The sequence below is a fragment of the Ruegeria sp. CDSC051 genome, from assembly GCF_059610665.1.
The window spans coordinates 1-13,798 of sequence record NZ_JBXWOC010000008.1; the positions used below are offsets into that span (position 1 = coordinate 1).

Annotated in this window: 15 protein-coding genes and 1 pseudogene; 7 read left to right on the forward strand and 9 right to left on the reverse strand. The window is 56.7% G+C overall.

Going from position 1 to position 13,798, the window contains the following annotated elements; translation table 11 throughout:
- Positions 1–210 (reverse strand): annotated as a pseudogene (locus AC2FH0_RS16630) (hypothetical protein); the annotation flags it as partial.
- A 54-nt stretch (positions 211–264) separates the two neighbouring features.
- Positions 265–978, reverse strand: a complete 714-nt coding sequence (locus tag AC2FH0_RS16635; RefSeq protein WP_142637490.1) for a uroporphyrinogen-III synthase — start codon at positions 976–978, stop codon at positions 265–267.
- A 97-nt stretch (positions 979–1,075) separates the two neighbouring features.
- On the opposite strand from AC2FH0_RS16635, the gene tsaD reads away from it, so the two are divergent.
- The 4 genes from tsaD to AC2FH0_RS16655 are packed head-to-tail and all read left to right on the forward strand — an operon-like array spanning position 1,076 to position 3,825.
- Positions 1,076–2,173 carry a tRNA (adenosine(37)-N6)-threonylcarbamoyltransferase complex transferase subunit TsaD gene (tsaD, locus tag AC2FH0_RS16640; RefSeq protein ID WP_496789880.1) on the forward strand — a complete coding sequence of 366 codons (1,098 nt, stop codon included), beginning with the start codon at positions 1,076–1,078 and terminating at the stop codon, positions 2,171–2,173.
- Positions 2,170–3,132: an NAD(P)H-dependent glycerol-3-phosphate dehydrogenase gene (locus AC2FH0_RS16645; RefSeq protein WP_496789881.1), complete on the forward strand. Its 963-nt coding sequence runs from the start codon at positions 2,170–2,172 to the stop codon at positions 3,130–3,132. Before tsaD ends, AC2FH0_RS16645 begins: the two co-directional genes overlap by 4 nt.
- A 1-nt stretch (position 3,133) precedes the next feature.
- Positions 3,134–3,403, forward strand: coding sequence for a YciI family protein (locus tag AC2FH0_RS16650; RefSeq protein ID WP_496707397.1), 270 nt, complete (start codon positions 3,134–3,136; stop codon positions 3,401–3,403).
- Entirely contained in the window at positions 3,403–3,825 is a 423-nt protein-coding gene (locus tag AC2FH0_RS16655) for an EVE domain-containing protein (RefSeq protein WP_496709489.1), read from the forward strand. The genes AC2FH0_RS16650 and AC2FH0_RS16655 overlap by 1 nt, the downstream gene beginning before the upstream one ends.
- Positions 3,826–4,029: 204 nt before the next feature.
- On the opposite strand, the gene AC2FH0_RS16660 is transcribed toward AC2FH0_RS16655, so the two are convergent.
- From AC2FH0_RS16660 to AC2FH0_RS16675, 4 genes are all read right to left on the reverse strand, one after another.
- Complete coding sequence (locus tag AC2FH0_RS16660; RefSeq protein WP_281973371.1) at positions 4,030–4,371, reverse strand: DUF2853 family protein; 342 nt, start codon at positions 4,369–4,371, stop codon at positions 4,030–4,032.
- A gap of 272 nt (positions 4,372–4,643) precedes the next feature.
- Positions 4,644–5,393: an extensin-like domain-containing protein gene (locus AC2FH0_RS16665; RefSeq protein ID WP_496789883.1), complete on the reverse strand. Its 750-nt coding sequence runs from the start codon at positions 5,391–5,393 to the stop codon at positions 4,644–4,646.
- Positions 5,394–5,406: 13 nt separating this feature from the next.
- Positions 5,407–6,795 carry an adenosylhomocysteinase gene (ahcY, locus tag AC2FH0_RS16670; protein ID WP_282022174.1) on the reverse strand — a complete coding sequence of 463 codons (1,389 nt, stop codon included), beginning with the start codon at positions 6,793–6,795 and terminating at the stop codon, positions 5,407–5,409.
- A gap of 101 nt (positions 6,796–6,896) precedes the next feature.
- The gene (locus AC2FH0_RS16675) at positions 6,897–7,214 is read right to left on the reverse strand and encodes a hypothetical protein (RefSeq protein WP_281995806.1); all 318 of its coding nucleotides are present in this window, start codon (positions 7,212–7,214) and stop codon (positions 6,897–6,899) included.
- A gap of 204 nt (positions 7,215–7,418) precedes the next feature.
- On the opposite strand from AC2FH0_RS16675, the gene AC2FH0_RS16680 reads away from it, so the two are divergent.
- Positions 7,419–8,018, forward strand: coding sequence for an HD domain-containing protein (locus AC2FH0_RS16680; RefSeq protein WP_271950659.1), 600 nt, complete (start codon positions 7,419–7,421; stop codon positions 8,016–8,018).
- A gap of 6 nt (positions 8,019–8,024) precedes the next feature.
- Here the strand turns inward: AC2FH0_RS16680 and AC2FH0_RS16685 are convergent, their stop codons facing one another.
- From AC2FH0_RS16685 to AC2FH0_RS16695, 3 genes are all read right to left on the reverse strand, one after another.
- Complete coding sequence (locus tag AC2FH0_RS16685; protein ID WP_496789885.1) at positions 8,025–9,101, reverse strand: CapA family protein; 1,077 nt, start codon at positions 9,099–9,101, stop codon at positions 8,025–8,027.
- 357 nt (positions 9,102–9,458) lie between these two features.
- The gene (locus tag AC2FH0_RS16690; RefSeq protein WP_142637470.1) at positions 9,459–10,013 is read right to left on the reverse strand and encodes an ActR/PrrA/RegA family redox response regulator transcription factor; all 555 of its coding nucleotides are present in this window, start codon (positions 10,011–10,013) and stop codon (positions 9,459–9,461) included.
- An 86-nt stretch (positions 10,014–10,099) separates the two neighbouring features.
- Positions 10,100–10,720: an SCO family protein gene (locus AC2FH0_RS16695; RefSeq protein ID WP_496692586.1), complete on the reverse strand. Its 621-nt coding sequence runs from the start codon at positions 10,718–10,720 to the stop codon at positions 10,100–10,102.
- A 92-nt stretch (positions 10,721–10,812) separates the two neighbouring features.
- On the opposite strand from AC2FH0_RS16695, the gene regB reads away from it, so the two are divergent.
- Both regB and AC2FH0_RS16705 read left to right on the forward strand, forming a co-directional pair.
- Positions 10,813–12,207 (forward strand): sensor histidine kinase RegB, encoded by a 1,395-nt coding sequence (gene regB / locus AC2FH0_RS16700; RefSeq protein ID WP_142637465.1) that lies wholly within the window; start codon positions 10,813–10,815, stop codon positions 12,205–12,207.
- Positions 12,208–12,270: 63 nt separating this feature from the next.
- On the forward strand, positions 12,271–13,776 hold the full coding sequence (locus tag AC2FH0_RS16705; protein WP_496789887.1) for a PAS-domain containing protein: 1,506 nt from the start codon (positions 12,271–12,273) through the stop codon (positions 13,774–13,776).
- Positions 13,777–13,798: the final 22 nt, after the last annotated feature.

A 13,798-nucleotide genomic window follows, 5' to 3' on the forward strand; every position in this document is an offset into this window, starting at 1 on the left:
TTCGGCTTCGGCTTCGGCTTCGGCTTCGGCTTCGGCTTCGGCTTCGGCTTCGGCTTCGGCTTCGGCTTCGGCTTCGGCTTCGGAAGGCGTTTCTTCTACGGGGTCAGCATCGTCAACAGGTGCCTCATCCGGGATCTGGACAATGTCCTCGACTGCGTCAGCCTTGGGGTCATCTTCCGGCTTTTGATCGGTTTTCTTCTTACCAGCCACCGCAATGTTCCCCTTTTCGAATCCAAAACAACCTGAACAACTAACCAGACTAAGTTAATCTGTGGCCTCGCCGCCCTCAACCCGCATCGCATGTTTCACAAGCTTTTTAACGGCTTTCCGCATTTTCTTCGGTGTCGGCTCTTTGGCAATCTTCAGGCGGACATAATCCAAGGAATAAAGGGGTTCAGCCGTGGCCTCGCTGATTGCAGCCAGCCAAAGTGGTGCCGAACCCACCCAGATGTCGGCAAATTGTCGCGCTGTTCTGGGTGAAAATATGGGGGCAATCACCGGTTCATTGCCCTCAGCAACGGCGCCTGCCCGATCTGTGAGCGGTAACAGGTGCTGTTTATAGACAGGTTGTTCACGCACAGCCAGACCGGATTCGGTCAACCGTTCAGCAATGTTACCCCGGCTGTGCTCCCCCCGAAGATGAAGCAGCGGGCTTTGGGGCCGGTGCTTTAGCAGGTTTGCAATCAGCTCTTCGGCGGTAGCACCCACCATCCGGGCATCCCAGCCAGCGCCTTTGGCCGTTCCGGTGGTAACAGGACCCACACAAAAGGCCGGCATCTTTCGAGATACATCTAAAGACATCGCCGCATTTACGGCGTTGGCCGAAGTAAAGATCAGCCCCTTTGCTTCATCCGCATGCACTTGCACCGCCAAAGGTTTTATTTCCAGGATCGGCGAATGGATAACCTCTACCCGGCTTCTGATGCGGGTTGGCAACTGCGCGACGAACCTTTCAGACGCAGCGCGCGGGCGGGTCATCAACAAATACAACAGTTGGCGCCTTCGGCCTTGGGATTGTTTGCATCCGCGCAGGGTGATACCCCGCTTGGCAACCAAGGTGTAACGGATCAGGCCAATGGTGCAAACACTTACTGTCCTCGGGTTGGAAAGCAGCTGTGATGACACGGCCGCCGCAGTCGTGCGCCAATCCGATGATACAGCCGCCGAGGTGCTGTCCTCGGTTGTCTATGGCCAGACCGAATTGCACAGCGCATTTGGTGGCGTGGTGCCTGAGATTGCCGCCCGCGCCCATGCGGAAAAGCTGGATATCTGTGTGATGCAGGCGTTAGAGGCCGCAGGTTTGGGCCTTGCCGACATGGACGCCATCGCGGTCACCGCCGGTCCCGGCCTGATTGGGGGGGTTATGTCAGGCGTCATGTGCGCCAAAGGGATCAGTGCCGCCACGGGCCTGCCATTGATCGGAGTCAACCATCTGGCCGGTCACGCGCTGACGCCACGCCTGACGGACGGGATCGCGTTTCCCTACCTGATGCTGCTGGTCTCGGGCGGACACTGCCAATACCTGATTGCTCATGGGCCTGAGAATTTCACCCGCCTTGGTGGCACCATCGACGATGCCCCGGGCGAGGCCTTTGACAAATCCGCCCGCCTGCTGGGACTGCCGCAACCCGGCGGCCCCTCGGTCGAGGCAGAGGCCCGCACAGGCGACCCCAAACGGTTCCGGTTTCCCCGGCCGCTGCTGGATCGTCCGGGATGCGATTTGTCCTTTTCCGGGCTCAAGACCGCGTTGATGCGGATGCGTGACCAGATCGTGGCCGAAAAAGGGGGGCTGACGCGGCAGGACCGGGCCGATCTTTGCGCCGGATTCCAACAGGCCATCGTGGACACTTTGGCCGAGAAAACCCGCCGCGCGATTGACCTGTACCTATCGGAAGCGCCTGCAGAGGCCGTGGTGTCTGTTGCGGGTGGCGTTGCCGCAAATACGGCCATTCGCACTGCGTTAGAGACTGTTTGTGCCGAAAAGGGCGCCAGATTTACCGCCCCTCCCTTAGCCTTATGCACCGACAATGCCGCCATGATCGCCTATGCCGGGATCGAGCGGTTTCGCACCGGTGCCCGCGATGATCTGACCCTGACCGCGCGTCCGCGTTGGCCTCTGGATCAAACCAGCCCGGCCATGTTGGGCAGCGGCAAAAAAGGAGCCAAAGCATGAGTGTGTCGGTTCTGGGATCAGGGGCGTTTGGAACTGCTCTGGCGATTTCGCTGGCCGGGAAAGGCCCCGTCACTCTGTGGGCGCGGGATCGGGAACAGGCCCAGATAATGCAAAACCAGCGCGAAAACAGCGCGCGCTTGCCGAATGTGACCCTGCCCAAGGCGATTACGGTGACCTCGGACATTGATCTGGCCGCCGAAAGTCAGGTCATTCTTCTATCCGTGCCAATGCAGAAATTGCGCAGCGCATTGCGTGCGCATGCCTCAGCCCTCAAGGGTAAAACGCTGGTCGCCTGCTGCAAGGGGATCGAGCTGACCTCGGGCCTTGGGCCGGTATCGGTCATCCGCGAAACCATCCCGGATGCGCACCCCGCGCTGTTGACCGGGCCAAGCTTTGCGGACGACATCGCGCGCGGCCTTCCCACCGCATTGACCCTCGCTTGTGCGGATGATGCGATTGGCCGTGACCTGCAGCATGAATTGAGCACCACAAATCTGCGCCTCTATCGCACTGCGGATACTGTTGGCGCCGAGCTCGGCGGCGCCTTGAAAAACGTCATGGCCATCGGGTGCGGGGCCTGCATTGGCGAAGGCATGGGCGAAAGCGCCCGTGCCGCCCTTATGACGCGGGGCTTTGCCGAGATGCAGCGCTTTGCGCTGATGCGCGGGGCCCGCCCTGAAACATTGATGGGCCTGTCGGGTATGGGTGATCTGGTACTGACCTGCTGTTCCGAACTGTCCCGGAACTATCGATTTGGCCTGTCGCTTGGGCGTCAGGATGCTTTTGACACAAACACAACCGTCGAAGGTGTTGCCACGGCCAAGGCTTTGGCCAAAATTGCCAAAGCAGAAGATTTGGACATGCCCATTAGCACCATCGTGTCAGAAATAAGCACCGGAGAATGCAGCGTTGGTGAAGCCATGCGCTGGCTGCTGAACCGACCCCTGAAGGAGGAATAACATGCTGATCGCCCTTGTCGCCAAGGATAAACCCGACGCGCTGCAAACCCGGCTGGATAACCGTTCCGCCCATCTTGCCTATATCGAAGAAACCGGTGTTGTTGCCCAGGCCGGACCCCTTCTGGAAGGCGATGCGATGATCGGATCACTGATCATCCTCGAGGTCGAGGATATGACGGCGGCGCAAAACTGGGCCGACAAAGATCCCTATGCCAAAGCAGGTCTGTTCCAGTCGGTTGATCTGATCGTCTGGAAAAAGGTGGTCGGCTGATGGCGTATTGGCTGTTCAAATCCGAACCCTCGACCTGGAGTTGGGACCAGCAAGTCGCCAAGGGCGCAGAGGGCGAAGAATGGGATGGCGTGCGCAACTATCAGGCGCGTAATTTCATGCGGCAGATGGCCGTGGGCGACCGCGGATTCTTCTATCACTCGCAAAAAGACAAGGCGATTGTCGGTATTATCGAGGTCTGCGCTCCGGCCCATCCCGACAGCACCACCGATGACGAGCGCTGGGAATGTGTGGATATCAAAGCCGTGCGCCCCTTCACCACGCCGGTCACGCTGGATCAGATCAAAGTGGATGAACGTCTGGATGAGATGGTTCTGGTCAAGAATTCCCGCCTGTCCGTACAACCGGTCAGCGATGCCGAGTGGCAGGTGATCTGCGATCTGGGGCAGACGAAAGCGGATTGATTAAAGGGAAGGTCCTGACAGATGCAGAACCTTCCCTACCCCGCGTGCTCCCGACTCACCACACGCGTATAGAATTTCGGTTCTGACCGTCCTGGTCACAAATTGAAACTAACCCATTTGGGCCGCTCGGCACAAACACCAAGTACCTAAAATTGGAAACGCCCGCCACAGATCGGGCGGGCGTTGGTTGGTCAAAGCCTTGATTTAGCTATAGACCGACTCTTTGCCGAAATGCTTGGTCAGCATATAGTAAACGACAGCACGATACTTGTTGCGCTCGGACATGCCATAGGTTTCCAGCGCCTTGTTGATCGCTTCCATCAGCTCGGGGCCGTCGGAAAGGCCCAGTTTCTTGACCAGGAAGTTGTTTTTGACGGTCTCAAGCTCACCTGACTGAGTGGCTGCCACGGTCGACGCGTCGGCGTCATAAATCGCCGGACCACATCCGATTGTGACCTTGGTCAAAAGGTCCATGTCGGCGTCCATCCCGCATTTGTTTTTCAGATCATCTGCGTATTTGGCGATCAGTTCGTCGCGTTTTCCCATGAATATTTCTCCCGTTGAGCAGCTTTTGCTGCGATTTTCAATGCGCCTATGAACAGGTGTCGGAAGGTTAGTCAGTTGTTCTGTTTACACAAAGGGAAAATTTCAGGTCATTCCCCGTAAGCGAGTTTTTGGCAGCACAGATAGACTCTGCGTACCACAATGCCTGATTCTGGCCTTCTGTTAAGGGTCAGGTGGTTTGGATTCAGGGCGCAGCGGGAAAATGTTGAAACCAGTGCAGCGCGCCGACATGGCACCTACTAACCGACCGGTGGTTATCTGCAATATCCCCAACCCGGTCCCTGAAGATGGAAGTGGTCCGCATGCAGCCGGTTGTAGTTTGGCCCAAGTACCACCTGAAACCATTCGCATGCACCCCGGCCAATCCGGTGTAGAAAATCTGCTTCGGGTCCGGGTGTTGTCCAGTCCGACAGCAGGCTCAGGCTTCGCCCATCTGCCAACTCGACCCCGACAATATCGATGGCATCAGCGGTGGCATGACTGCTCCAACCGCTGTCCTTTCCCTGCGCGGTGCGCATTCGCCGGCAGTTATAGCTGCCCAGGTGGCGCAAGCTGCGCACCCTGCTGCCAAACATCTCGCGCGCGGCGGGTTGGACCACATGGTGTTCCCACATGGCCAATCGCAGAGCCGTGGCACAACGGGTCTCGACGCCATTGACGCTGGCCGTGGTTAAGCCCGAGAGAACCCCGCGCCCGGTTATTCCGCATTTCTCGTCGACAATCAGATCCTCGACCAGGGAAAAGCTTACCCCCGCCCCGGCCAATGCGGCCCTGCACTGCGTTTCATCGGCCAAAGCTCGTCGCATTTGCACAGGTGTGACCGGCGTGACCCGAGCCGTAATGGTCAGATCTCGCAAAGGGTTCCAGTGGTCCGGAACCGGTGATTGCGGGTGGGACAAAAGCCAGTAGCCACCCCCACCCATCAAAACCACCAAGGCGAGTGCTGAGAAAACGAAAGACGCCGCCAGATGCAATATCCGACGGCGTCCAGGAGGTTTGGTCATGCCTGACCCGCAATCAATAGCGGTAATGTTCAGGCTTATAGGGGCCTTCCGGATTCACACCGATATACGATGCCTGTTCGCTGTCCATCTGCGTCAGCTTCACGCCGATACGGTCCAGATGCAGGCGTGCAACCTTCTCGTCCAGATGTTTAGGCAGGATGTAGACCTTGTTTTCGTACTGATCGCCTTTGGTGAACAGCTCAATCTGGGCCAACACCTGATTGGTGAACGAAGCCGACATCACAAAAGACGGATGACCGGTGGCGTTGCCCAGATTCAGCAGGCGGCCTTCGGACAGCAGGATCAGACGATTGCCCGAGGGCATCTCGATCATGTCCACCTGTTCCTTGATGTTGGTCCACTTGTGGTTCTTCAGGCTAGCCACCTGAATTTCGTTGTCAAAGTGACCAATGTTGCCGACGATGGCCATGTCCTTCATCGCGCGCATATGCTCGATGCGGATCACATCCTTGTTGCCGGTCGTGGTGATGAAGATATCCGCGCTGTCAACTTCGTCTTCCAGCAGCGTAACCTCGAACCCGTCCATCGCGGCCTGCAGGGCGCAGATCGGATCAACTTCGGTCACTTTCACACGGGCACCGGCACCGCGCAGCGACGCGGCCGAGCCTTTGCCCACGTCACCATAGCCACAGACCACGGCAACTTTACCAGCCATCATAGTGTCGGTGGCGCGGCGGATACCGTCGACCAGCGATTCCTTACAGCCATATTTGTTGTCGAACTTCGACTTGGTGACACTGTCGTTGACGTTGATCGCAGGGAAAGGCAGTTGGCCTTCCCTGACCAGCTGGTACAGACGGTTCACGCCGGTCGTGGTTTCTTCGGACACGCCTTGGATCTGGTCGCGCATTTTGGTGAACCAACCGGGGGACGCGGCCATACGTTTGGCGATCTGCGCCTTGATGGCCTCTTCCTCTTCCGAGCCCGGTACGGGGATAATGTCTTCGCCCGCTTCGGCGCGGGCGCCCAGCAGGATATACAGCGTCGCATCGCCGCCATCGTCCAGGATCATGTTGGGGCCGTCGGTGAACAGGAAGGATTTGTCCAGATAATCCCAATGCTCTTCCAGCGTCTGGCCCTTGATGGCGAACACCGGAATTCCGGCTTCGGCAATCGCCGCCGCCGCGTGGTCCTGGGTTGAGAAGATGTTGCACGACGCCCAACGCACATCCGCGCCCAGCGCCACAAGTGTTTCGATCAGAACGGCTGTCTGGATGGTCATGTGCAGCGACCCGACAATACGCGCGCCCTTCAGGGGCTTTGCGTTACCGTATTCCGCGCGCAGGGCCATCAGGCCCGGCATCTCGGTCTCTGCAATATCCAGTTCTTTGCGGCCAAACCCGGCCAGCGAAATGTCTTTGACGATATAGTCCCCGGCCATCAGGTGCTCCATTCCGGTATAATTCAATCCGGGTTGCCCTAGCATCCCTTTTGGGACGTGGCAACGCAGATGGCCGGAAACGGGGTTTTAAGCCGCCAAAATCAACTTGGTATGCCCTCTACCTTGATTTTGGGGATCGCTTGGAAAAAGTCAGTCCCAACGGCGACAATGCAGCTGATGCCGTTCGGACGTGTCACCAAAACGGTATAGCTACCCGTTTCCTCTGAGGTCCAGACCTCCATCACCGATTGCGAGCCACGGGATTTTTGCAATCCGCCAAAGGCCAGTTCCTCGGAATAATTGTCCTGTAGCGTTGAAATCAGTTGATCACGCAGCGCACAGCTTTGCTGGGCAAAGGCAGGCGGTGCAGTGGCGGCCATACCAAAGGCCAGAGCAATTCCTAACAAACGCTTGAACATAGCAAGCTCCTTTCGATACGAGTTACGTCCGAGAGGGGCACACCGGGAGGAGCATGCGCCCCCCTCGGTACAAATGTCGGTATCACCGCGTGCTTGTTCAAAGCACGATTGCTCAAGAAAAAGTTGGCAGCTGGTGATCTTGACAGGTACAGCTTACCACAAAAATGCGAATTTAATGTGTCCCACTTCACAAGGCATGGCAGAATGGCAACACAACCCCGCGCATGGCAAAGAATGCTGTCCGGGCGCAGGCTGGACCTGCTGGACCCAACACCGGTGGATATCGAGATTGAGGATATCGCGCATGGGCTGGCCTTTGTGGCCCGCTGGAACGGGCAGACACATGGCGATTTCGCCTATTCGGTGGCCGAGCATTCGCTGTTGGTCGAAGAGCTTTTTGGTCGTATTGCCCCCAAGGCACCGGTCAAATGGCGGCTGGCGGCCCTGTTACACGATGCGCCGGAATACGTGATCGGAGATATGATCTCTCCGGTCAAATCCGCTGTCGGTCCCGACTATGGCGCACTGGATGACCGGCTGGCTGCGGCGATCCACATCCGGTTTGGCCTGCCTGCTGCGGTGCCTAAAACGGTTAAACGGCAAATCAAAAAGGCCGACAAGATCAGCGCCTGGATGGAAGCCACCCAGATCGCGGGCTTTTCCGAGGCCGAGGCGACAAAATTCTTCGGCCGCCCGGACAGGGTTATTATGGAAGGGCTGCAGATCAAATTGCGGCCACCCGTTGAAGTAAGATGTGCCTATACGCATAGACATTCGGCATTGATGGCCGAGATTGGGCCCTGACCACTTTCAGCTTTCTGATCGCGCCACCTTCTGAAAGACTTTGCCGTCAATCTCATGGGCATGCCAACGCACTGGCGTCGCCTTCAGATTTGTTATTTCGGCCTTGCCCTCAGTCTTTTGTACTTCAATCTGCATAATCGTGCTGCTGGCAATGTCTCTATCGGCGAAACCCCACAGCAGACTTCCTAGGGAATAGGCGATTGGCACCGTCCGATCTCCGGTCTGCGTGCGATACAGCTGAATCGGCTGAGGGACATGGGGGTGGTGGCAGACGATAAGATCAGCTCCGAATTCGGCCAAGTCCTGTGCGGCCTCTTGCTGCGCTCGGCGCGGGAACAGCTCGAACTCATGACCCCAATGAATAATCGCAATAACCAGATCACAGCCAGCCGCTTTTGCGTTCGAAATCTGTGTCTTTAGAAGGGTAGTGTCCGGCGCTTGATGCTTTGAAGTCAGCTTGGCGATATTGATGCTCTGCTTTTGACCTTCAGGAAGCGCGTGGCCGTTGGTACCAAAAGCGCAGGACGCAAATCCGAACTTTATCCCTTTTCGTTCGATCGTTTTGACGGCTGTGGCTTCTGTCAAACTCTCATTCACGCCGATTTGCATGATATTTCTGTCACTTAAGACGTTCAGAGTTGTCTCAAGCCCCTCAACACCCATGTCGAGAATATGGTTGTTTGCAAGGTTCAAAACATCAATGAACCTCTCGTTATGGCTGGTCAAAGCATCGAACTGTTCTTCCGACGCACATTCGATCGGCGGGCCAGCGTCCCCGATCACTTCGTCAATCAAAGGCTGTGTCGTTACAGGTGACTCGTAGTTGGCGACCAAAATATCATCCTGAAACAAAAGATCTTCAATCTCAGCATATACTTGATCTTTTGCGACACTGGCCCTGTGGGTTCTTAGAATGTCCCCGGCAAAGCTCAGAGTGACCGAATTTGATGTGTCACTGATGTCAGCGGTTGAAAGTCGTACGGCCGTTTTAGTCATAAAGCCGGACTGATCCAGCTCCGCTTCAGGCTGCTGAATGGGGTTCTTACTTTTATAGACCCAGTACAGGTTGTCCAAAATGTTCATTTCGGAAAGCTCACCCGCAGCGCCCTTTCGTGGTCGCGCCCAAAACCCAAATCTCTCTGCTGCCCAGGTGACAACAGAGACAATGACTTTAAGGGCAGGGTTGGAAATACGGAGGCTTTCGTATGGCGTATTAGGGAGCGGCGACACTTCGATACATCTCAACTATTTGTTCGGAAAATATAATTATTGAATTTAACGACAACACAAACTGGTTAACAGACACTAAATTAAAGTCTTCAGGGGTGGCGGTCCATCAGCCGCGACAAAGCATATGTTTGGTGGCCGCATGTCGAGACTCAATTCGGCTTTTCGGCTTCATGAGTTCTGGTCTGTTATGCGCAAGCTAAACCCACGACCTCATCGCGGGCTACGCTTCGCCAAGATCCGTTGCAATGTCCGGCGGTGCATGTTCAGGCGTCGCGCGGTTTCACTGACGTTGCGATCACACAGCTCATAGACCCGCTGGATATGCTCCCAGCGCACGCGATCCGCGCTCATCGGGTTTTCCGGCGGCGGGGGCAGTTCGTCGCCCTTGGCCAGCAATGCGTTGGTGATGTCGGTGGCGTCGGCGGGCTTCGACAAATAGTCGGTGGCACCGATCTTGACGGCAGCCACAGCGGTGGCAATCGCGCCGTACCCTGTCAGAACCACAACCCGGCTGTCGGGGCGCTTTTCGCGCAGCACTTCGACCACATCCAGGCCGTTGCCATCCTCCAACCGCAGGTCAACAACCGCATATGCAGGTGGACGTGCTGTGGAAATTGCGCGGCCAGCGGCGACAGAGCCCGCGGTTTCAACCTCGAACCCGCGTTTTTCCATGGCCTTGGCCAGACGTCTCAGAAACGGTTCGTCATCATCCACCAATAACAGCGATTTATCCGGGCCGATGTCGAGGTCAGAGCTGTCCGCCATATTCTATTCTTTCCGCTAATTCACGCCGTTGGCTTAAACATGAGTAATAGCAGCGCCATTGCAAAGGTCAAACAGACCGTTGCGTTCTAGATCTTGTCCAGAAAGCAGCCCACCTTGTCAGCCATCTGCTCGGCTGTGTCATTGCGATCGAAAAATTCGATAAACCCGTCCTGGGGTGTGACCAGATAAGTAAAGGTCGAGTGATCAACCAGATAGTACTCATCACTTTTGTCATGGGCCTTATAATAGGTCTTATAGGCCTTGCTGGCGGCCTTGACCTGATCGGGCGTACCGGTCAGGGCGATGGTCTTACCACCAAGGTTAAAGGCGTAATCGGCCATAACCGCGGGTGTGTCGCGATCCGGGTCGATCGAGATAAACAGCGGCGTCACCGATTGCCCGCGTTCGGCCAGAATATCCACCGCTTCGGCATTGCGGGACATGTCAAAGGGGCAAACATCCGGACAGAAGGTATAGCCGAAGTAGACCAGCGTAGGTTCGGTTATCACCTGTTTGTCGGTCACAGTCTCGCCCTTGCCGTTGATCAGTTCGAAGGGCCCGCCAATGGTGGCCGTGCCCCCTGCGATCTGGCTGGACCGGCACTGCGCGAATTTGTCGTCCGAGCCTGCGCCGCGCGTCAGCAGCCACATGGCCCCCAGACCTACGGCCAAAACAACTGTTGCAAGGATAGCGTATAGACGGACCATGGCATCTTACCTGACGATAGAGGAGTTGTTGATCGTTCCGGCCGGGACACCTATCAAGATGAACAGCCGATGCAACAGGACATAATGGACCAATGGCAGATTCCAACATCACTTTTTGGCCTGGTCAGGAACGCAGCTGGATTCGCCTGCGGACACTGATCCTGCTGCGCTGGGTGGCCATCTTTGGCCAGATCACCGCAATCACCGTGGCCCAACAGACCTATGATGTGCAGTTGGATGTGACGCTGTGCTATCTGGCCATCGGCATTTCGGTCATGGGCAACTTGACGGCGATTCTTGTCTTTCCACGCAACAAACGCCTGTCCGAGTTCGAAAACTTTCTGATGGTGTTGTTCGATTTGTTGCAGCTGACCATCCTGCTGTACCTTACCGGAGGCCTCAATAATCCGTTCGCCTTGCTGTTGGTGGGTCCTGTGACTATCTCGGCCAATGTCATGAGCACCCGGTCAACCCTGATCATCGGTACGGTGGCCATCATTCTGACCACGCTGCTAGCCGAATTTCACCTTCCCCTGCACACGGATGGCGGTGTGGATCTTGAGATCCCCGATATCCTTCTGTTCGGAAACTGGGCTGCCATCGTTATCGCGATCGTTTTCCTGGGGGCCTATTCCCACCGCGTAAGCTCTGAGGTGCAGTCGATGTCTCAGGCGCTGTCGGCCACGCATATGGCCCTCGCACGTGAACAGAAACTGACCGATCTTGGTGGAGTTGTCGCCGCCGCCGCGCACGAACTTGGAACACCTCTGGCAACAATCAAACTGACCAGTGCCGAACTGATCGAAGAGCTGGACGACCGCCCGGACCTGAAAGAAGACGCCGCCTTGATCCGCGAACAGGCCAATCGTTGCCGCGACATTCTGCGCGACATGGGGCGGGCTGGTAAAGACGACCTCCACCTGAGACAGGCCCCCCTGTCCACTGTCATCCATGAGGCCGCCGAGCCACATATCAACCGCGGCAAGCAGGTTCACTTTGCCGAAGGTCCGGTCGGGGATGGCGATGTTCAACAGCCTTCGATCCTGCGTAAACCTGAGATCATCCACGGAATGCGCAACCTCATCCAGAATGCTGTGGATTTCGCGCGCAGCAACGTCTGGGTCGAAGCGGAATGGACAGCCGAAAGGATTACGATCAACATCATGGATGACGGCCGCGGGTATCCTTCGCAAATGATTGGCCGGATCGGGGATCCGTTCATGCGCCGACGGCGGGCAGAATCGGAAAAGCGGGCCCGGCCGGAATATGAAGGTATGGGCCTGGGCCTGTTCATCGCAAAAACCCTGCTGGAACGCAGCGGTGCGCATTTGGATTTCGCCAATGGCTCTGATCCATATCAGACCTTGTCGGACAATCCCGAACGTATAGGGGCCATCGTCCGGGTATCCTGGCCGCGAAAACTTGTGGATGCACAGACCGGCGACACCCCCGTTCCTTCAGGTGTAAATCAGCATATCCAAGTCTGAGTTAAGACCCCGTTAACCATTTCCACCCATAGCTATACCCGTGAATTCACCGCGGGAGAGCACATGGTCGACTGGATCATATTGGCCGTCATCAGTGTGGTGTCTGCCAGTCTGGCGGTTCAATGGCTTTTGCCCCGTCGTCAGCAGACAAGTGACAATTTCGGCCTGTCCGAGCCGGCCTCGTTGTTCAATGTCGTGTTTCTGTTCGACGGTGACCGCCTGATCAGCCACACAGACATCGCTCTGGATGGGTTTGAGGCTGTGCGCGACTGGTCAGATCTGCGTCGGCTGCTGCAGCGGGATTTTCCGGGCTTTCCTGAAAGCCCTGAACGCGTCAGGCACGAAGGGAATCTTGTCATCCCCGCCATTGATTGCTCGGTCGAGCGGGACGTTTTGTGCGAATGGATCGACGGGGTCGTGCGCGTACAGCTGCGGGAAAGCTCTGATTACCCCAGAACCGTATTGCGCGAGAATAGCGATCCGATCCGCCTGGCGATGGAACTGGCGCCCTACCCGGTCTGGCATCTGGATTATCAAAACAAGATCCGCTGGTGCAACGCCGCCTATGTCTCGCTTGTCCGCAAAGTGCGCGGTGGCGATACCGACCTGACTGCACCTCTTTTTCCCGGGCCCGAAAATGGCGCGCGTATCAGCGCCAAGACCCGTGTATTCATTTCGTCCGAAGACAGTGCAAACAAGCTTTGGTTTGACCTGACGATGGTGGACCATCCGGAAGGCAGCCTTTGCTACGCTGTGGACATCAACGCCATCGTCGCCGCCGAGACAGCGCAGCGAAAATTCGTACAGACAATGACCAAAACCTTTGCACAGCTGTCCATCGGCTTGGCCATTTTTGACAGAAATCGCCAGCTTGCCCTGTTCAACCCCGCCTTGATTGACCTGACCACCCTGCCCCCGGATTTCCTGAGCTGCCGCCCCAACCTGTCCAGTTTCTTTGACCGCCTGCGCGATCAGCACATGATGCCGGAACCCAAGAACTATCGCAGCTGGCGTAATCAGATGAACGATCTGCTGGAGGCCGCAGAAGACGGAAATTACCAGGAAACATGGTCGCTGCCATCCGGCTCGGTCTATTCCGTCAGCGGCCGCCCGCACCCGGATGGTGCGGTGGCCTTTCTGTTCGAAGATATCACGGCCGAGATTACGTTGACCCGCCGCTTTCGGGCGGAAATGGATTTGATGCAATCCATCCTGGATAAGCTGGCCGACGCGGTTGCCGTTTTCGGTGATGACGGTACCTTGGCCTTCACCAATTATGCCTATCAGAAATTATGGGGTGAAGCCGATGGTGCCGGATTTGAACCCGACACGGTTCTGGACGTGACCCGCAACTGGCAGAAACATTGCACGGCCACTCCGATTTTGGGTGAAATCCGGGATTTCGTGGAAATGCGGGACAGTCGGGCTGAGTGGTCAGCCAGAATCCAGATGCGTAACGGAACCGATCTGAACTGCACCATCTGCCCATTGCAAAACGGGGCCACTATCATTCGCTTTGCCACGCACAATGCGTTGCCACAGCACGAGATACAGCAAATCAGCGCCTGAACCGGGTTGCAGCCAATCCAGC